This is a genomic window from Acinetobacter sp. ANC 4558 (assembly GCF_002135375.1).
Lineage (GTDB): Bacteria > Pseudomonadota > Gammaproteobacteria > Pseudomonadales > Moraxellaceae > Acinetobacter.
Map to the genome: position 1 here is coordinate 62,173 of NZ_NEGH01000010.1, position 20,755 is coordinate 82,927.

17 protein-coding genes are annotated in these 20,755 nt (G+C 35.1%); 15 read left to right on the forward strand and 2 right to left on the reverse strand.

Translation table 11 applies throughout. From position 1 onward, the window contains the following. The first annotated feature begins 118 nt into the window (after nucleotides 1-118). From B9T31_RS12620 to B9T31_RS12675, 12 genes are all read left to right on the forward strand, one after another. The gene (locus B9T31_RS12620; protein ID WP_086182386.1) at nucleotides 119-1,717 is read left to right on the forward strand and encodes a hypothetical protein; all 1,599 of its coding nucleotides are present in this window, start codon (nucleotides 119-121) and stop codon (nucleotides 1,715-1,717) included. A 164-nt stretch (nucleotides 1,718-1,881) separates the two neighbouring features. Then, nucleotides 1,882-2,103, forward strand: coding sequence for a twin-arginine translocase TatA/TatE family subunit (gene tatA / locus B9T31_RS12625; RefSeq protein ID WP_086182305.1), 222 nt, complete (start codon nucleotides 1,882-1,884; stop codon nucleotides 2,101-2,103). A gap of 29 nt (nucleotides 2,104-2,132) precedes the next feature. Further along, complete coding sequence (tatB, locus tag B9T31_RS12630) at nucleotides 2,133-2,498, forward strand: Sec-independent protein translocase protein TatB (protein WP_086182306.1); 366 nt, start codon at nucleotides 2,133-2,135, stop codon at nucleotides 2,496-2,498. Beyond that, on the forward strand, nucleotides 2,485-3,255 hold the full coding sequence (gene tatC, locus B9T31_RS12635) for a twin-arginine translocase subunit TatC (RefSeq protein ID WP_086182307.1): 771 nt from the start codon (nucleotides 2,485-2,487) through the stop codon (nucleotides 3,253-3,255). The genes tatB and tatC overlap by 14 nt, the downstream gene beginning before the upstream one ends. An 858-nt stretch (nucleotides 3,256-4,113) precedes the next feature. Continuing rightward, nucleotides 4,114-5,784: an L-lactate permease gene (gene lldP, locus B9T31_RS12640; protein ID WP_171264756.1), complete on the forward strand. Its 1,671-nt coding sequence runs from the start codon at nucleotides 4,114-4,116 to the stop codon at nucleotides 5,782-5,784. Nucleotides 5,785-5,805: 21 nt separating this feature from the next. Next, nucleotides 5,806-6,549: a transcriptional regulator LldR gene (gene lldR, locus B9T31_RS12645; RefSeq protein WP_086182309.1), complete on the forward strand. Its 744-nt coding sequence runs from the start codon at nucleotides 5,806-5,808 to the stop codon at nucleotides 6,547-6,549. A gap of 2 nt (nucleotides 6,550-6,551) precedes the next feature. Further along, nucleotides 6,552-7,706: an FMN-dependent L-lactate dehydrogenase LldD gene (gene lldD, locus B9T31_RS12650; RefSeq protein ID WP_086182310.1), complete on the forward strand. Its 1,155-nt coding sequence runs from the start codon at nucleotides 6,552-6,554 to the stop codon at nucleotides 7,704-7,706. A 186-nt stretch (nucleotides 7,707-7,892) separates the two neighbouring features. Continuing rightward, the gene (dld, locus tag B9T31_RS12655; protein ID WP_086182311.1) at nucleotides 7,893-9,584 is read left to right on the forward strand and encodes a D-lactate dehydrogenase; all 1,692 of its coding nucleotides are present in this window, start codon (nucleotides 7,893-7,895) and stop codon (nucleotides 9,582-9,584) included. Nucleotides 9,585-10,262: 678 nt separating this feature from the next. After that, entirely contained in the window at nucleotides 10,263-10,856 is a 594-nt protein-coding gene (gene ecpA, locus B9T31_RS12660) for a common pilus major fimbrillin subunit EcpA (protein ID WP_086182312.1), read from the forward strand. 57 nt (nucleotides 10,857-10,913) lie between these two features. After that, nucleotides 10,914-11,594, forward strand: coding sequence for a hypothetical protein (locus B9T31_RS12665; RefSeq protein WP_086182313.1), 681 nt, complete (start codon nucleotides 10,914-10,916; stop codon nucleotides 11,592-11,594). Nucleotides 11,595-11,599: 5 nt separating this feature from the next. Beyond that, nucleotides 11,600-14,116 carry a CS1-pili formation C-terminal domain-containing protein gene (locus B9T31_RS12670; protein ID WP_086182314.1) on the forward strand — a complete coding sequence of 839 codons (2,517 nt, stop codon included), beginning with the start codon at nucleotides 11,600-11,602 and terminating at the stop codon, nucleotides 14,114-14,116. Continuing rightward, nucleotides 14,109-15,788, forward strand: a complete 1,680-nt coding sequence (locus B9T31_RS12675; RefSeq protein ID WP_086182315.1) for a hypothetical protein — start codon at nucleotides 14,109-14,111, stop codon at nucleotides 15,786-15,788. Before B9T31_RS12670 ends, B9T31_RS12675 begins: the two co-directional genes overlap by 8 nt. 167 nt (nucleotides 15,789-15,955) lie before the next feature. Here B9T31_RS12675 and B9T31_RS12680 read toward each other — a convergent pair whose 3' ends face one another. Further along, nucleotides 15,956-16,240, reverse strand: a complete 285-nt coding sequence (locus tag B9T31_RS12680; protein WP_086182316.1) for a cell division protein ZapA — start codon at nucleotides 16,238-16,240, stop codon at nucleotides 15,956-15,958. Further along, nucleotides 16,241-16,792 (reverse strand): hypothetical protein, encoded by a 552-nt coding sequence (locus B9T31_RS12685; protein ID WP_086182317.1) that lies wholly within the window; start codon nucleotides 16,790-16,792, stop codon nucleotides 16,241-16,243. Between the two features lie 64 nt (nucleotides 16,793-16,856). Between B9T31_RS12685 and B9T31_RS12690 the strand changes: the two genes are divergently transcribed. From B9T31_RS12690 to B9T31_RS12700, 3 genes are all read left to right on the forward strand, one after another. Further along, nucleotides 16,857-17,474, forward strand: a complete 618-nt coding sequence (locus B9T31_RS12690) for a UPF0149 family protein (RefSeq protein WP_086182318.1) — start codon at nucleotides 16,857-16,859, stop codon at nucleotides 17,472-17,474. Nucleotides 17,475-17,554: 80 nt separating this feature from the next. Then, complete coding sequence (locus B9T31_RS12695) at nucleotides 17,555-18,877, forward strand: aminopeptidase P N-terminal domain-containing protein (protein ID WP_086182319.1); 1,323 nt, start codon at nucleotides 17,555-17,557, stop codon at nucleotides 18,875-18,877. Between the two features lie 430 nt (nucleotides 18,878-19,307). Continuing rightward, nucleotides 19,308-20,660 (forward strand): spinster family MFS transporter, encoded by a 1,353-nt coding sequence (locus B9T31_RS12700; RefSeq protein WP_086182320.1) that lies wholly within the window; start codon nucleotides 19,308-19,310, stop codon nucleotides 20,658-20,660. The last annotated feature ends 95 nt before the right edge of the window (nucleotides 20,661-20,755 follow it).

The window sequence follows — 20,755 nt, forward strand, 5'->3', positions numbered from 1 at the left end:
TATGAACTTAATGTAATAATTTTAGTTAGTTTAACTTTAATTATTAGTTAGGTAAATTAAATATTGGCATGAAAATTGTTTAAAAAATTACTCGAAGATGAATCTAGAGAAATTATTAATGAGTAATCAACAAGAAAAACAGACTTATCAAATTTTAAATACGTTATTAACACGACGTTCAGTCCTTATTGGTGGTATGGCTTTACCTGCAATATCAATGTTTACGGCATGTACTGAAGAAAATGCTCAGAAACATTCAATTAAGTCTGATTTTATAATACCTTTTGGTCCATATTCACCAGAAGATGCACCAAAAAAATTAGAAAATGCACCAATTATTCCCGATGAAAAATCTGAGCCTATTATTGACCCTAATGCTATAAAAATGAATGTAGGCATTTATAACTTTGAATATAATTCATTTAAACAATTGCGAGGTCGTCGTCTAGTGAGTAGGGGTACACCTGGATCGGTGGTATTTAGAGGTAAAGATGGTTCATTTGCTGTATATGAAAGCATTATCGACTATGTGAAAAGATCAGTTGATAACCGATTTGTACTTCTATATAGAGGGATGTTAACTGCATTTAATGCAAGATCTCCTAAAGATTATGATGTTAGTTTTTTTACTGCACCAGAATTTTACTGGAATGTTCCTTGGGGAGAATTTTTAAATATTGATGAGGTTTTAGTTGCTTCAGATTTATTTTTAAAATTGGTTACTCAAAAAGTCCGCAGCTTGATAGCTAATTTTCCAGAATGTGATTATGGGAAATTAATTTTATTACCAGGAACCATTGCTGCCTTAAAACCATCAGTGAGTGTTTTTAATAAAGATGGCAGAACAGCCAGCACGAAAGAAAAGCCAATTTATAATGCATCTAATCATTTGGTTTGTGTACATAATTTGCCCTTAAATGACGTATATCAAAGACCAGCTTATATGATTTGGCCAAAACGTACCGTTTCAGGAATTGATTTTATTAATGGTAAAAGATGTGAGTTTGATGAAAATACGAAGCTTGCAGCGAATCGAATAAATCCAGATATTAACCATCGTGTAAAAATATGCAAATTAAATCCAGATAAAAGTTTAGTTATAAGAATTCATAATGTTTCTTCAGATAAAGTTGAAGCATTTGATGACTATGGTCGACAACTTTTAGATACAAGCTTTAATAATGAATTAATCCCAGGTTTACCATTTGGAATAAATATTTGTTTAGATCATGTAGCAGCTAGTTCTACACATGATCGCTATCGAATGGCACAACTCAAAAATACGAAGTTTAAATTAGATTTTGTTATTGCAGCAGGCATTGGATTGGACGAAAATAGTTATGGAAAATCAACAACCGTACAATATGCGATCCATAATGATGGTATTCAGGGAAGTAATCAGAATCCTCAGCAATTAAGTAAAATATTTTATAGTAATGTATCACAGGTTATTTCTGATCAAAATAAAATACGCTTTTTAACATTACCAGCGCTAAAAATATCAAAAGATGAAAAAAATAAATATCCGAGCATGATACGCATAGATCATAGTGCTGATTTTAATTATCCAGATAGATATTCAGGAATGCCCTCTATTATTGGTCCTATTAATCCAGCAAACGTACGTGTTTGGAATATTCCTGTCGATGTGAGAGATACATTAAAAACTCCAGAAGAGCTTAGAAGGGTTGTATCGGAAAAATGTGCATCTGTTTGAGCAGTGTTTTATTGTCTAAATTAATTAATTTAATATTATAAGTGAGTTTTGTAGCTTAAATAAACTTTTATTAATTAAATTTAATATTTTTTAGTTTTTTCGATATTTTAAATATTTAATTATTTTCTATATCAATAGATTTTATTTTTATTTGGATTTTTATTATGATCGGTTTATCTATTTGGCATATTTTATTGTTTTTATTGATTGTTATTTTATTATTTGGAACATCTAAAATAAAAAACCTAGGAAGAGATATTGGTAGTGCCATTAAAGATTTTAAAGAATCAGTAAAAGATAATGGAAAAGAATGTATTGAGGAGGATAATAAAATTATTAATCTTCCTTTAGATAATGTTCAGAAAATTTCAGCTGAAAAAAAATAGTTTAAATTATTATAAAGGTAATATGATCTATGTTGGACATGGGTTTTAGTGAAATATTATTATTTTGCATTGTTATGGTTGTTGTACTTGGTCCAGATAAGTTACCACAAGCAATGAGATTTGTTGGACATTGGTATAGTAAAACTCGACGATTAATAGTGAGTGTTCAAAGAGATATAGAGAGAGAACTGAATCTATTAGAAATGAAAGAACAACTTCATAAAGAACTGGAGCAAATCCGAACCTTAGAAGAAGATATGCAGCAACAACTTAAAGAAATGAAACAATTGATTAATGTCAGCCCTGATCATTCACAAGAGAATGTTTTTCAGAAATCTGAAGCATCACATCAAATAAAATCGAATGAAATGGTGAAAAACAATGATATCAGATGAGTTAAAGCAAGAAAAAAATTCATTAGCTTCTATGGAATTATTATCTCATATTATCGAGCTTCGTAAATATTTAGTAAGAATTTTTGGAATAATATTAATTCTTTTACTCTGTATTATCCCTTTTTCAAATAATTTATATGAAATATTATCGGAGCCTCTTCGTTTGCAGTTGCCAACGAATACGACGATGATTGCAACAGATATTACGACAACATTTATGGCGCCATTAAAACTGAGCCTTTTTATAGCAATGATTGTTGCGATGCCTTTTATTTTATATCAAATTTGGTTATTCGTAACGCCAGCTTTATATAAACGAGAAAAAAAAATTGCAATTCCGCTATTGTTTTCAAGCATTACATTATTTTATATTGGAATTTCTTTTGCCTATTTTATTACCTTACCTGCTATATTATCTTTTTTTATACATACCACTCCTGATGCTGTCGTTCCGATGACGGATATTAGTAGTTATTTGAATTTTTGTTTAAAACTATTTTTAATTTTTGGCTTAACATTTGAAATACCTGTTGCAATAATCTTATTGATTTTAATTAATGTTATCTCGGTAAAGTCTTTAGAAAATAATAGGCGTTATATTATTGTCGGTTGCTTTTTTGTTTCTATGTTTATTACACCACCTGATGCTTTGAGTATGTTAATGTTAGCAATTCCAATGTGGGTGCTGTTTGAAATTGGATTAGCTTTTGGTAAATTTATAGAAAAAAGTATTATCGTAAGTAATAATAAACAATAACCAGATTTAAGGACAAAATATGTTGATTTTTATTAATAAAACTAATATTAGAGTAAATAAAAGGCGTAAACTACTGGTTGGACTTTAGGGAAATTATTATTTTAATAATAGAGCTGTGTAATATTATAAGTTTAAAAGATTGCCTATTATTTTATTTTTAGGCAATTTTATATTAAATATTAGATCTTTTTCATCAATCAAAAATCGACTAATTTGGGGGGTAATCGTTAATATTGAACTATCTAAATTGAAATGCTGACCATTTAAGAAACACTGTGTAGTGTAGAGATAATTTAGATGTATTTCGTGCTCTACTTTCTAATCAAGCCATTTAAACTTGAGTGAGGAGTCATCTATTAAAGAGCAAAATTGGTGCGATCGAATATAAAAACTAGAGTCATGAGATTTGTGTCGTAACTCAAGGCTTTAATTTTGCAAATATTTAAGGTATATACTTTTTCGATATTCTCATTGATTTAATTGATCAGACCAATATTTTGAGAATTAAATTATTTTAATCAGACAATTATTCGATCTAAATTACATCATAATGATCGAAACAAGACTAAAGTTGTATAAGAAATTATTTATTTAATTAAAAGATAATAAAAATAATTAGTTATGATATTTCTCTGTCTGTGTGTTTGGAAATAAATCTATTTTTTGTCTAAAAATTAAAGTAATATTGGTCATACCAATATTATATTTTATATCTACACCTTGATCTTTAAGTGTTCAGAAATTAATATTTTTGCATATTTAGTGTTAGTTCTCTGTTTGATAAGCATTTATTGGTCATACCGATCTTGAGCAACTAAGCTACCCAATCTTCTATATTAGCCTTAGCATTTCAAGGAGATGAGAATGCTTCAATCTTGGCAACAGATTTATGATCCGATGGGTAATATTTGGTTATCTAGCCTTATTGCATTAATTCCTATTGTATTTTTCTTTTTGGCTTTAGCGATATTTCGCTTAAAGGGAAGTGTAGCGGGAACGATTACGGTAATTTTGGCACTAGGCGTATCTCTATTTGCATATGATATGCCAACACCTATGGCACTCGCATCGCTTGTATATGGTTTCCTTTATGGTCTATGGCCGATTGCATGGATTATTATTGGTGCTGTTTTTCTTTATAAAGTATCGGTTAAAACTGGGCAATTTAATATCATTCGTTCTTCAATTTTATCGATTACAGAAGATCAACGTTTGCAAATGTTATTAGTTGGTTTTGCATTTGGTACTTTTTTGGAAGGTGCGGCAGGTTTTGGTGCACCAGTTGCAATTACCGCAGCATTATTGGTTGGACTCGGTTTTAAACCTCTTTATGCAGCTGGATTATGCTTAATTGTAAATACAGCACCCGTTGCATTTGGTGCGATGGGAATTCCAATTATTGTTGCGGGTCAGGTTTCAGGGGTAGATACCTTAGAAATCAGTCAGATGGTCGGTCGTCAACTTCCATTTATGGTACCGATTGTTCTGTTTTGGATTATGGCAATTATGGATGGTTGGCGTGGTGTAAAAGAAACTTGGCCTGCGGTCATTGTTGGTGGTGGTGCATTTGCAATTGCGCAATATTTAACGTCAAACTTTGTTGGACCTGAACTTCCAGATATTACGGCAGCAATCGCATCATTGGTTTCTTTGACCATTTTGTTGAAATTTTGGAAGCCTAAGCATATTTTCCGTTTTGATCAAGATGAAACAACGAGCAATAACGATTTAGACGCTGAAAAACAAAAAAAATATACATTGGGACAAATTGCGAAAGCATGGTCGCCATTTGCAATTTTAACCGTGATGGTTACGATTTGGAGTATCAAACCATTTAAAGATTTATTCGCAAAAGATGGCGCATTACATGATTTAATTATTGCAATTAAAGTTCCATATTTACATCAATTGGTACAAAAAATGCCGCCAGTTGTTGCAGATATTCAAGATTATGATGCGGTTTTTAAATTTGATTGGTTGTCTGCAACAGGCACAGCAATCATGATTGCTGCAATTTTAAGTATTATTTATCTAAAACTTAAACCTAAAGAGGCAGTTGTTACATTTGGCGAAACTTTAAATGAATTAAAAACTCCAATCTATTCCATCGGGATGGTTTTAGCATTTGCATTTATTGCAAACTATTCAGGTATGTCTGCGACATTAGCCTTGGCCTTGGCACATACAGGTCATGCATTTACTTTTTTCTCACCCTTCTTAGGTTGGATTGGAGTGTTCTTAACAGGATCAGATACTTCTGCAAACGCACTGTTTTCAGCCCTTCAAGCGACGACTGCACAGCAAATTGGTGTGCCAGAAGTATTGTTGGTGGCAGCAAACACCAGTGGAGGGGTAACTGGAAAAATGATTTCTCCTCAGTCTATTGCTATTGCTTGTGCGGCAGTTGGATTGGTTGGAAAGGAATCAGACTTATTCCGTTTCACGGTAAAACACAGTATCGTTTTTACCGTAATGATCGGTATTATTGTCACTTTACAAGCTTATGTGTTCCCATGGATGATTCCATGACATATCAATAAAGGTGAACGAATGAAAGTCTCTGACCAAGTACTACAAAACTTACGTATATTTATTGAAGAGAATAATATGCAGGTTGGAGACCGTTTACCTGCTGAGCGAAAGCTATGTGAGCAGCTTGGTGTATCTCGCTCTTCATTACGTGAAGCGATTCAGCAACTGATTAGTCAAGGTCTATTAATCAGTAAAGTTGGTGCGGGTACATATTTAAAACAGGCATCTACAGATTGGTCACATCATCAAATTGTTCAGCCTTTAAGTGGGTTAATTGATGAAGATCCTTTATATCGATTTGATATACAAGAAGCTCGAATTGTTTTAGAGGGTGGTACCGCTTGGTATGCTGCACAGCGTGCGACGCCTGCGGATATTAAAAAAATACGTGAATATTATGAACAAATTTCATATTTTCAATCGATTGGTGATGCTGATCAGGCTTCTATGGCAGATGCCTATTTTCACCAAGCCATTGCGGAAGCTACGCATAATTTAGTCCTCATTCAGGTAATGCGTGGTTTTTTTGATTTATTGCAATATAACGTGGTTTTGGGTAGACGAAAAATTTATTCAGATCCAGAGCGTTTTGATCAAATTCGTGATCAGCATTTGCAAGTGATGGAAGCGATTGAACGTAAAGATCCAGAAGCTGCACGTAATGCAGTATGTGGACATATTGAATTTGTCATTCAACAAGTACGTTTAATTGAAGACGAGGAAGCTCGCTTTAAACGTGCAAGTCGATTAAACAGGATGTAGTTATGATTATTTCTTCTGCTAATGATTATCGTGAAGCTGCAAAACGCCGCTTACCACCATTTTTATTTCATTATATTGATGGAGGTGCCTATGCAGAATATACTCTCAAACGTAATGTAGAAGATCTTTCAAAAATAGCACTTAGACAACGTGTTTTAAATGACATGTCTCAGTTGAGTCTCGAAACACAATTATTTAATGAAACTTTATCTATGCCTGTTGCATTATCTCCCGTAGGACTTACAGGAATGTATGCACGTCGTGGTGAAGTACAAGCGGCTGTGGCTGCAGATCAAAAGGGCATTCCATTTACCTTGTCAACTGTTTCCGTTTGTCCAATTGAGGAGGTTGCACCTGCAATTTCACGCCCCATGTGGTTTCAATTATATGTATTGCGTGATCGAGGTTTCATGAAAAATGCATTAGAGCGAGCAAAGGCAGCGGGTTGTTCCACTTTAGTTTTTACCGTAGATATGCCAGTGCCAGGTGCACGTTATCGTGATGCTCATTCAGGTATGAGTGGGCCAAATGCTGCAATGCGTCGTTATATGCAATCATGTTTTCACCCGCATTGGGCTTGGAATGTAGGATTGATGGGGCGCCCACATGATTTGGGGAACATTTCTAAATATTTAGGAAAACCGACAGGTCTAGAAGACTATATTGGTTGGTTGGGTAATAACTTTGATCCTTCAATTTCTTGGAAAGACTTAGAATGGATTCGTGAATTCTGGGATGGCCCCATGGTGATTAAAGGAATTTTAGATCCAGAAGATGCAAAAGATGCTGTACGTTTTGGTGCAGATGGTATTGTGGTTTCAAATCATGGTGGTCGTCAGTTAGATGGTGTTTTATCGACAACGCGAGCGTTGCCTCCAATTGTTGACGCTGTAAAAGGTGATCTTAAAATTCTGGTAGATTCTGGAATTCGAAATGGTTTAGATGTGGTACGTATGCTGGCCATGGGGGCTGATACATGTATGCTTGGACGTGCATTTGTTTATGCTTTAGGTGCGGCAGGCGGTGCTGGCGTCAGTAATTTACTTGATTTAATAGACAAAGAAATGCGTGTTGCTATGACACTTACAGGTGCGAAGACAATTGCTGACATTAACTCAGATTGCTTGGTTAGATTAGATCGTGAGCTTACGAGTTAATTGATGTATTCAGTTCTTTTTCACTGAAAAGTAAATTGGTTTTATGAAAACCTAAAGTGTTTTTAGGTTGCTCATTATTCTCATGACATGATGAGTCATTTATTCAATGACATATACATGATCTTAGTTTTAGTAAGTTTGTCAGTTGCGGTTGTTTAAGTGAACTGTAGAAAAGTAGGGTTTAAAATGCAAATTGATTCAGTAAAAACCATTCAAAACCTGATAAATATTGTAGGTAAACCGCATGTATTAACGAGTGATAGCGATACACGTTTATATCGTCAAGGGCGTCGTTATGGTTCTGGAAACGTGTTAGCAGTGGTTATTCCTGGAACACTACTTGAGCAGTGGCAAGTTTTACAAGCTGCAGTTGCTGCAGATTGTATTGTAATTATGCAAGCTGCGAATACTGGATTGACAGGTGGTTCAACACCATTTGGTGATTATGATCGTCCCATTATTCTACTCAGTACTCGACGTTTGACGGGTATTCAGGTGATTCAAGATGGCAAACAAGTTGTTTGTTTACCAGGGGCTACGCTTGATGCACTTGAAAAGCAGCTGGCAGTTTATAATCGTGAACCTCATTCAGTGATTGGCTCCTCTTGTATTGGTGCTTCTGTATTGGGTGGGGTCTGTAATAATTCAGGAGGTGCTTTAGTGCGCCGTGGTCCTGCTTATACAGAATTAGCACTTTATGCACGTGTCAATGCAGAGGGAACGTTAGAACTGATTAATCATTTAGGCATCGAATTAGGTGATACACCTGAAGAAATTTTAACTAATTTAGCAAACCAAAAGTATGTTCCGCTGAATATTAAACAAGAAGAACATCGCTGCGCATCTGATCAACGTTATGCGCATGATGTGTGTCAGGTGGATGAAGATACTCCAGCACGATTTAATGCGGATCCAACACGTTTATTTGAAGCATCTGGCTCTGCTGGAAAAGTTTGTGTATTTGCTGTGCGTTTAGATACGTTTGAAAAAATACCGAGTCAAGTGTTTTATGTTGGAACAAATTCACATGATGATTTAACTGAAATTAGACGTTTTTTATTAAAAGATCTACCACGGTTACCGATTGCAGGTGAGTATATTCATCGAGTTGCATATGATATTGGTGCCGAATATGGTAAAGATACGTTTATGTTTATTGAAAAATTTGGTACTGCAAAAGTACCCGCGGCATTTGCTATGAAAGATAAGGTAGATGGCTATTTACAGAAAATAGGATTACACGGATTAAGTGATAAAATTTTACAACTTATTACGAAACTATTGCCATCTCACTTACCAAAACGAATGAATGAATTTCGAGATTTATATGAACATCATTTGGTGTTACGTATCGAAAATCAAGATATCGAGCAAGTCAAAAACTTTTTTAAAACATATTTTAATCAGCATTCGACGGGCGATTATTTCCATTGTAGTGAAGAAGAAGGGCGTAAAGCATTTTTGCATCGTTTTGCTGTAGCGGGTGCAGCAATACGTTATCGAGATACACACAAAAGTGAAGTTGAAGATATTGTTGCCTTGGATATTGCATTACGTCGTAATGACCGAGAATGGGTTGAAACCTTACCTATATCAATGAATGATAAAATTCTTCATAAGTTGTATTACGGACATTTTTTATGTCATGTTTTCCATCAAGATTACATTGTAAAAAAAGGCGTAGATCCTTTAGCAATGGAACATGAAATGTGGGCTTTATTAGATGGTCGTGGTGCTGAATATCCAGCAGAACATAATGTTGGACATTTATATATTGCGAAGCCATCACTTAAAAATCATTATCAACAATTAGACCCAACCAACCAGTTTAATGTAGGTATAGGGCATACATCTAAATTAAAGAATTGGCAAAAATAAATTAAAATTCAATTTTTAAAGAAGGTATCTACATCACTTGTACAGAGAGTGATGTAGATACCTTAAAATTTGGTCAAATTATTTTGATATTACCGTTAGTTAAGCTAAAGCATAGCTATGAATTTTTTATTATAAAAATAACAACCTCATATTGTCAGTAAATTGTACTATTCCAAAAATCAGCTTCTCATTAATATTTAGTCATTTATGTGAATGTTAAAGTATTTCTATTAAAATGGATTCATAAATTGTGTGAATTATATTTTAGTTTTAGATCGAAATGTGCTGAATTTTAGCTTTGGAATGTTCATATTTAGATAATTTTGAATGGATGAAAATTATAATTATTTTTTAAATTTAAGCAATGTATTTATTGAAATAATAATAAATCCTTAAGTAATGGAATGTTAAAAAAAAACTATAGCTATTACTTAAATATACAAGTAATTAACTAGTGTGATTTTTGCACAGGCTCTTTAATGTAGATGTTGTAATTACTGACTTATTAGATGAAAAATAACTTTTTAATTTAATTTTATTAAATAAATTAGTTATTTAAGTTGAGTTTATTTAATAAGAATATTTACAAGCATTAATAATATCAATCAATTATTCATATGGAAAATATAGTCATATTCAAATGATTGTATAAATTAATTTAATATCAGTGAGGTTTTTATGAAAAGTACACTTTCTAAATTAGCACTCTTATCTTCATCTATTTTACTTGCAACTTCTGCAATGGCTGATGTAACTGCATCTGCTACAGCACGTTGGGATGCAACTGCAACTAAAGATACAACGTCTAGCTTAGTTGTAACGCCGTTGCGTTCTTTGAGTTTCCAATATGCTGAAGGTGAGAATGCCTTTAACCAACAAACGGGTGCTTTTGATGTCACAATTCAAGGTCAAAGTGGTGCGACAGATTTTGAATTATCCTCAAAATTAGTCGGAAATACGTTATCTCGTACAGGTGATACTTCAACGCTTCAAGTGGGAGTTGCATGGAATGGTAGTAAACTTTCTCCAACAGAACCAGTATTTTTAATCAATACTGCTGATGATGACTTTGCTAATGCTGGTTTAGAAGCACTTGCTCAAAGTACTGCATATGCAGGAGCTGATCGTAGTTCAGCTCGAGGTAGTTTTATATTTACCGTTGATAATGCAACAAGCGATGGTTCTACAGATGCAGCATTTGCTGATTTAGCTGACGGTACATGGGATGGTGAAGTTGCCGTTCAATTCACAGCACATTGGACTACACCTTAAGTTTTCTAATATGAGGGAGAATTCTCCCTCATATCTTTTTTATTTTGGGATTATAGAATGAATAAAATACTTCCTGTCATTGTTTGCTGTTTCGCAATGAGTGCAAATGCTGTGAATGTGGGTGACATTACTTCTATTATTAATGCCAACGAAAAAACACTCGCGAAAGAAGTCGAAAATACCACTAATGTTGCACGATATATTGCTTTAAAAATAGAAAAAATATCCAATCCAACGGCAGAAGGTGTGGTCATTCCTTTAGCCAATAATGAAGTGCTTTCAACCCCCGCAGGTCTGGTTTTACCTGGCGGTGGACAAGATGTTTTTAAAATTTTCTATAATGGTCCCGAAGATGATCAAGAACGTTATTATCGTCTTTCTTGGTTAGATGCCCCAGTATTAGGTGCAGAAGAAAATACAGCCAATAAAGGTGCTTTAGCCACCACTTCAGCGCTCATTAACACCATTTTAGTGGTCACACCGCGCAAAGATAAATTTGATTATCAGTATGCCAATGGAACAATTACCAATACTGGAAATGCCAGCTTTCGTATTGTTGCAGCTGGAACTTGTCTAGATAAAGCAAAAGATATTGATGGTAAAGGATGCCGGGAACGATACTATGTTATGCCGGGTAAATCAGCCACCTTAAAATTTACAGATTGGAATTCTCCTAAAACTCATCTCGGTGTGTGGTATGGCGGACAATATATCAATGTAAATAAAAATAAAAAGTAAGGCCTATGAAAAGATATCTATTACCTGGTGTTTTGTTAAGTGGTTGCACTTTTGTGCCCATATTGTCTCATGCAAAAGGGGAGCGTATCGTTATTGGTGACTATACTTTTCCGACTGTATTGTCTCATGCTTTACAGCAAGGTATTAGTATTCCTGTCTATTTAAAATATACCAAAGACACTGCAATTATAGATGACAAGAGTCAGCAGAAAGTTGCCGATGCAACCTTAATTTATAAAAATGATCATTTATATGTAAAAACCATTGATTTTGAGTCTTATCAGCAAACCACTACACTGTCTTCAGAATTAAAACAAAACCTAGAGTCATTAGACAAGAGCTTTAACCAACAGATGCAGTTGCAAGTGAATGATGATTCTGCATTAAAACTAGATTTAGAGTCTTTATATTTAGAACTTTTGGTTGATCGAGATGCTTTGGAAACCACCTTTATTCCGCGCTCTGATATTCTAGAAAAAGCAACCTCGAATGAAGTCTCGTCAATCTTAAATTATCGCTTTGGTTATGCTTATAATGAATATGATGATCGCTCAAACTCAACAAACTACTTAAGTTTAGATAGCATTAGTTCATTTAAAGAACATCATTTAAGTTTAAACGGTTCAATTTATGGTATTGGTAAAGGTTCATCGAATGCAGATCTCTATCGTGCCATCTATGAACGAGATTTTGAAGGTTATCGTCTTGCTGCGGGGATGATGGACACTTGGAGTATGCAATCCATTGCCAGTCTTTCAGCCTTAAATACCAGTAAAATTTATGGGGTCACTTACGGTAATAAAAGTAATACCACCATTGAAGACAATAAACAGTCTTTAACGCCAATTGTGGTGTTCTTACCGAGTGCAGGAACGGTGCAAGTTTACCGAGATGGTCGTTTATTAAGTATCCAAAACTTTTCCATGGGTAGCCATGAAATAGATACTTCAAACTTCCCATATGGTATCTATAATGTTGAACTGAAAACCATTATTGATGGACAAGAAACCACCTCGAATGCGCAAGTGAATAAGTCCTATGGTCGGAGCTCTAGTGTCACTGGAAAACTGGATTGGCAAGTTTTTGGGGGAATGCTGGAATATTATAAATCTGATCGTAGAGAACAGATTAGAGATATTAATAAAAAAGACACCTGGTTAATGGGTGTCGCATTAGCAAAAAACTATAATGTCTTATCAGGTTTAGGCTTAAGAAGTACATTTTATGCTTTTGATGAAAATGCAGTAGCCGAAACCCAAACCACCTTATCGGTCACACCGAGTACCAACCTGACGCTACAAACTATGTTGGCCAGTGATGGTTCTTATTTGGCATCTACTTCTGTTGGTTATACATTGCCTAAAGGTTATGGGAGTGTCTGGGGTGCCTTTAACCGCAGTGAAGAAGGCAATAAACTCTATTTCACCCAAAGCCACAGTTTTGATTTAGGTTTAAGTTTAAACCTCAAACAAGTGTATTCTAAACTAGGTTTTTTAAATACCAGTTATAATAAAGACTTGCAACGCGGTTATAGCAACACCAATATTGAATATTTTCAGAATGTATTTAATGGGCGTTATGCCAATGTGAGCATAAGAACTGGTGTACAAAAATCAACGTATGACAATCAACGCTCTGATAATGATAAATATATTTTTTTAGATTTAAGTTTACCAATTTCCAGATGGTTTAGTGCTGGAATTAACAGCCGAAATAGTAACCTCCTTGCCAATGCCAGTTATAAACAAAACTTTAGCAATAGTGTTGTGCAAAGTGTTGGCGTGGATTTAAATCAGGTGATTAAAAGAAAGAATGATTATTTAAATAGTGATGATTTCTCAGCATCGGCTTATTTAGCGTACCAAACCAGTATTAATGCAGGAACCTTGTCAGGAAGTGCCTCATCACACAGCAAGAATTTCAACTACAGTACCCAAGGTTCGATTGCCAGCTCTAACTTTGATTTAGGACTTGGCAATAACAGTCATGGTTCAGGTATTTTGATTAAAACAGGTTTACCACGTGGTACCACCATGTCCGCACTGATTAATGGACAAGATTATACTTTAAAAGGAAATCGTAACTTTATTCCGTTATCACCGTATAAAAAATACACAGTAGAATTAAGAAGTGATAAGCATTCCATGGATAGTGTCAGCGTCGGTCAGGGTCGTAAGAGCACGGTAGTACTTTACCCAGGGAACGTCGCAAAACTTGAGCCTGAAATTAAACAAATGGTGACGATCTTTGGACGGATTCGTTATCCAAATGGTGAGATTGCCGCCAATACACAGCTAAATAACCATATTGGTAAAACCAAAACTGATAATAACGGTGAGTTTTCTCTTGATATTGACAAGAAATATCCAGTAATTACTTTAATTCGTGACAATGGAGATATTTGTGAATCTGAATTGGCACTGAATAAAGAACAAGGTGTGGCTTGGTTAGGTGAAATTTCATGTGTATATAAAGTCGCGAGTCATAGTAAGAATAATTTAGAGGTACGTAATCATGATTAATTATAGAACTTTATTTCTTGGCGCACTTTCAGCGTTTTCTATTCATCATGCTGCGCATGCCTTAAATCCACCGACATCATTTACAGGTGGGGGAACAAACAGTTTTATTTTCTTTGAAAATAATATAGACCAAGAATACTTGATTTCAGCTGAGCATCTCAACCCGCGGTTCACTGGGGCAAACGTTTGGACACGCTATGGACGAGACCAACAAGACTCCTTAGGTTATATGGGAACAGATACAACGTTACGCAATCGAAATAACGTGGATATGTGGTTAGAAAACTCTAGTATGTTAACGCCTTTTCAAGGGATACGTTGTCGTATACGAAATAACGGGGCATGTCCTGCAACTGGGTTTTTACCCGCAGAATTTATAGATCAATTCGGTGCCTATAAAATACGTTCAGCATCTGGTGATTTCGATGGGGGATATGCTCGTGCGTCATTTGGGCCAGATGCATATGAATATTTGAAGGAATTAGCTCCTGGAGATGTTCATCAGTTTATTATGCATTATTGTGAAACCACAGAAGACTATAATCCAAGCGCAGGAGGACGCTGTAAAGATGCAACAACGGGCAGATGGCGAAAAACGCAACTTAATATTACCAAAGATGCGCATATTAAATTTATAGATACTCGAGCTTTTAGTGAAATCTGGGTGGCAACCGATGGAACGCCAAGTATAGCACAAAATAGTGAGCTTTGCCGAGATCTTGTTGTGCCGCGGGGGGGAACTGCTGATCAACGCGAAGGCATTGCTTGTAAAATGGTACAGTATGACTTGAATGGACCAACCTCCGCATTTAATAACTCAACTCATTTATACATGGCTGTTGATCAGGCTGCATTGAATAATATGGCAATTGCAGCTTATGATCTTCGAATCAATGCTGGTGGTAATGATGACTGGGTTCGATACGATGCAGATACAAGGGTTGAGAACCTTATGAACAGAATGTTGCAGAGTGGAAGGCATTATATTGAAGTTTTATTTACTAAATCCTTCTTCAAAAAAATGTTAGCAGCTGAAGCTTCTACCTCAGGAAGGCGTGGTGTCTTTACATTTGCTGTAAATAATACGGCTACTCCACAATCAGGCTATTATCAATTTGCCACAAATATGGATATTGATATTATTCCACGTGAATATGGCATTAGCATTCGCCATCAAAACCAAAATGAACGCGTTAAAACAGGAAAAATTGGTGAAGAAGACATTACATTTAATTATGTAGTGACTCAATCTGCACCAAAAACAACGGGTGCGAATGGCGGAAGAGCGGATGTAGTAAAAGCAAGAGTACTCGGAGAGTCGACGACTGTTAGAGGGAATAGTTATTGTTTATTTAAGTCGAAAGATGAGGTCTTGCAGGTTCCTATTCCAGCTTATTTGTCCTATACCAACAGTGCTGGGCAAAAGATTGAGCAGTATAGTGGCTGTAATGCCAGTGCGACGCTTGATTTAACGGATGCGAATTGGAATGCGGTACCATGGGACCAACAACAATCAGGATTTTTTCACTCAACTAATTTGGACTTAAGATTTCCCATGAACGATAGAGTCTCTTTATTTACAATAGATGGCATAGATTGGTTGGGAAGTGTGCGCGCTGAAGGTGATGTTGAAGTTGAAGCAACTTGGATCGGTGTAACTAGACCCAAATAATATACATTGGTGTAGAATTTTGCTCAATTGAGCAAAATTCTACACAATAGAAGTAAAAGTTTATTCATGCTTTTCAACAAAAAATAAAATGACAACAGGTAATTTCTGACCTCACTTTTCGATCAATAAAATTTATAACTTTATAATCATGAAAATGATCAATTGTTTTAATTAAACTGTTTGACCTCATCTAAAATATTTTCTAATAGACGCTCACAATGCTCATATTCTTGTAAAGATTTATTCATTGAAAGTACTTCTTGCATGAGTTCTAATGCCACCATAATGGTTAATTTACTTGGCTCCATACGAGGCGCCTTTCGTCGTAATTCATTATAACGTTCATTTAATAATTCAGCAGCACGTTCTAAGTCTGTAGAACCTTCTTTGGTTGTTGCTAAACGAAAACTATGCCCAAGAACTTTCAGTTCAACTGGAATTTGTTCACTCATTTATACTTCCTCATTATTTTCAGAAGGGTGGGCAAGTTGCTGAATTTCTTGGGTATAAGAATCTTGAGCCGTTCCTAAAATGCTTAAACGTTGAATAATGGTTTCAACTTTTGCTTTTGCTAAATCATTTTTTTGTAATAAACGCTCACGCTCACTTTGAAGTGCTTGAATTTCATGTTGAGCATGGCGCTGATCATTTTGAAATTTTTCTTTCAATATGCGTAATTCATTACGTTCAGCAAGTATTTCTTGAAATCGATTTTTTAAATCTGTACAGCTTTTTTCTAAGCGATTATATCGATCTGCAAGAGCTGTAGCATCATCATTAATTTGCTTTAGCTTTGATTGCGTATTTTCTAGCTGCTCAGCGAGTTGATCACATTCTGTTTGCTTTTGCGTAATCGTATTGTTTTTTAAGTCAAGTTGAATCTTAAATTGTTGATTTGAATTTAATTTATCATCTTCTAGAGCATTGTTTTCAGACTCAAATTGAGATAAACGTGATTTGAGCGCACTAATATGCGCTTGCAGACGCTGTAATTCTTCTAACATATCGTAGTCGCACAGTATCGTAAACAAGGGTAATATATAAGAAGTATAAAGATTGGATAGACGAATGCAAGACGATATTTCAGGTTGGTCAGATTGGACCCTACATTTTTCAGAAATTGAAGAAATTTCAAGCCCAAGTGAGCTTCATGGCTTAGTAACAGGTATCGTTTGTGTAACTCAAGCACCAACAGATGAAGAATGGGGGCAAATATTAAAAACGTTAGAAGTTCCAGAGCTCAGTGCAGAAGCACTTGCGCTTTTAACGGAAGAGGCGGAAGATATTTCACATGCTTTAGCAGATGATGCATTAGATTATTTACCCATTTTACCCGATGACGAACACACACTTTCAGAGCGTGTTCAAGCACTGGCAGATTGGTGTGCAGGTGTGGTGTTAGGTTTTGGTCTTGCATCTGGTCATTTACGTGCAGATGAAAAAGAATTGATTGAACATTTACAAGATGTTGCATCTGTTGAGTTTGATGAGTCGGATGATGACGAGGAAGGCGAAGAAAGTTATCAGGAATTATATGAATTTGTTCGACTCATTCCGATCAGCTTATCCATGGGGCGCAAGAAAGTTCCATTAGCTGAAACGCCACTTTTACAAAAAGTTTCAACAAGGCAGCCAAATAACACCAGTAATGTGGTTGAAATGTTTACACCACATCGTCCAAGTTAAATAGAAATTTAATGGCAATTTTAGGGTTTATTGGTTAGTCCTAAACCCTAATTTTATCCAAACAGATGAAGAAACACTGAATGAAGAAATTAGCTCAAATACATTTTGCACACCGTCGAGATCAACTTGCAGCAGAAATAGGATTACGCAGCATTGCAATTATTGCAACGAATCCTGTCATGATGAGAAATAATGATGCAGATTATAAATATAGAGCTGATAGTAGTTTCTTTTATCTAACAGGTTTTGCTGAGCCTGAAGCGGTTGCAGTGATTGAAACATTTGATACGGAAGAGGAAGGATATTGTTACAGTTTATTTTGTCGTGAACGCAACAGAGAAATGGAAATATGGAATGGATTTCGTGCAGGTTTAGATGGCGCACTGAATGACTATGAAGCAGATGAAGCTTATGTCATAGACCAGCTAGATGAAAAAATTCTTGAAAAGTTATTGAATAAAGATCAATTGTTTTATCGAATTGGTCATCAAGCAGAATTTGATACACAGATGACCGCTTTGCTTAAAAAAGCAGAAACAACGCATCGTCACGGTAGTGTACCTACACAAATTATTCAATTGAATCATATTGTGAATGAAATGCGTTTACATAAAACATCAGAAGAAATTGAATTAATGCAAATTGCATCAGACATCAGTGCACAAGCACATACATGTGCAATGAAAAGTGTAAAAGTCGGAATGATGGAATATGCTTTGGAAGCAGAACTCAATTATATTTTTGGCAAAAATGGTTGCGTACCTTCATATAATAGTATTGTTGGAGGTGGCGAAAATGCATGTATTTTACATTATGTAGAAAATGATAAAGAACTCAAAGATGGCGACTTAGTTTTAATTGATGCTGCTTGTGAATATCAATTTTACGCATCAGATATTACACGAACATTTCCTGTGAATGGTAAATTTAGTGAAGCGCAAAAGGCGCTATATAACGTGGTACTTCAAGCACAAATCGCTGCGATTGATGCTGTTCAAGTTGGTCATTCTTATCAAGAACCGCATCATGTAGCTGTCAAAATTTTAGTTCAGGGATTACTTGATTTAGGAATTATGCAAGGGCAGTTGGAGGAAATTATCGAAACTGAACGTTATCGTCAGTTTTATATGCATGGTACAGGTCATTGGTTGGGAATGGATGTACACGATGTTGGCTCCTATCGTATAGATGGAAAGTGGCGGACTTATGCAGAAGGAATGGTTGTTACAATTGAGCCAGGTTTGTATATTGCACCAGATGATGACACAGTTGATAAACAATGGCGTGGAATCGGCATTCGTATTGAAGATGATATTGTGGTAATGAAAAATGGACCACATGTTTTAACTTCTGCAGTGGTAAAAACAGTTGAAGAAATAGAAGCCTTGATGATGATTTCTTAAAATTAAAAAAAATATGACTTGAGAACTTCTTCTGTTAAAAGGAGAAGTTTTTTATTTTCATCTTCTAATGATCAAATTACTTATGTTATAAAAATTATTAAATATATGAATATAAAAAATATTTATACTTTTCTGTATAGTGTCCAATTTTTATTGTTTTGATTTGAAATTTCTATTGAAATATCTAAAGGTATTAAAAAAAGTATTAATTTATGCATAAAAAGATATGGAAATTTCCATATAAAAATGGAATATTAGGCGGATGCTGTTATGAATCAGGATTTTAAAAGCTCAAGACGGAATTTTTAAAGCGTCTGTTGATTAAAAATAGTGAGAATGATCAATTATTTTTACAACAGTCCTTTCCTATTTATATGGAGAAAATAACGACTTATGAGGAATATAAGTCGTCATACAAGGATTAAGTTACATGAACAGTTCTGTTAAGGATCCAGTAGAATCTGGAAGTAAAAAATCGAATATTTATGCATGGTATGTCGTTTTACTATGTATGTTGGCCTATATTTTCTCATTTATTGATCGTCAAATTTTAGCGTTGATGATTGAACCCGTAAAAGCAGATTTAGATTTAACTGATACGCAATTCAGTCTTTTACATGGATTGGCGTTCTCATTATTTTATGCATTTATGGGCTTGCCGCTCGCCTACTTAGCTGACCGTTTTTCACGACCAAAAATTATTGCTGTTGGTATTATTTTTTGGAGTGTGGCAACTGCAATGTGCGGCTTAAGTAAAAACTTTATTCAACTGTTCCTCAGTCGTATGGGGGTCGGAGTTGGTGAGGCTGCATTGTCGCCTGCAGCGTATTCAATGTTCAGTGACTTGTTTAAAAAAGATAAGCTTGGTCGAGCTGTCGCAGTTTATTCAATTGGCTCTTTTGTAGGCGGTGGTATTGCATTTTTAGTCGGTGGCTACGTCATTGGCTTGCTTAAAGATTTAACTTTAATTGAAATTCCATTATTTGGTGCAGTAAAAGCATGGCAAATGGCATTCATTTTAGTGGGCATCCCTGGTGTTTTTATTGGTTTATTATTTATTTTGACTGTTCGTGATCCAATGCGTAAAGGGCAAAAGCTCAATGCAGATGGTCAGGTTGAAAAAGTAACAATGAAAGCTGCATTCACCTTTCTTAAAAAACATCGTACCACTTTTACTTGTCATTACCTCGGTTTTACATTTTATGCGATGGCGTTGTATTGCTTAATTAGTTGGTCACCTGCATTCTTTATGCGTAAATTTGGTTTAACACCAACAGAAGCTGGTTATATGCTTGGAACGGTATTACTGGTTGCAAATACATTAGGTGTATTTGCTGCAGGTTGGTTGAACGACTGGTTTATTCAAAAAGGACGTAAAGATGCTCCAATGATTACTGGTGTGATTGGTATTGTCGGTCTTGTTTTGCCATTAATTGCATTCACTCAAGTTTCTGAATTGTGGTTGGCAGTTACATTATTGGCACCAGCAATGTTTTTTGCTTCTTTTCCAATGCCAGTTTCTACAACTGCAATGCAAATGCTTGCACCCAACCAATTACGTGCTCAAATATCAGCAATTTTCCTTTTAATTAGTAACTTAGTTGCTGTTGGTATTGGAACAACATTGGTGGCTTTGGTTACAGATAGAGTATTTGATAATCCATTAATGGTTGGAACATCACTGTCTATCGTGGGTGGAATTTCATGTGTATTGTCGTTTATCTTACTGAAAAAAGGATGTAAAGCATTTAAGGACAGTATGCAACGTGAATATGCATCTTAAAATCGCTTTTCTTTCACTCATTTATATGATGTATTAGGTAATACATCATATAAAGTAAGAATCAAAAGGAAGGATTCACTTTATATCTTTTTACA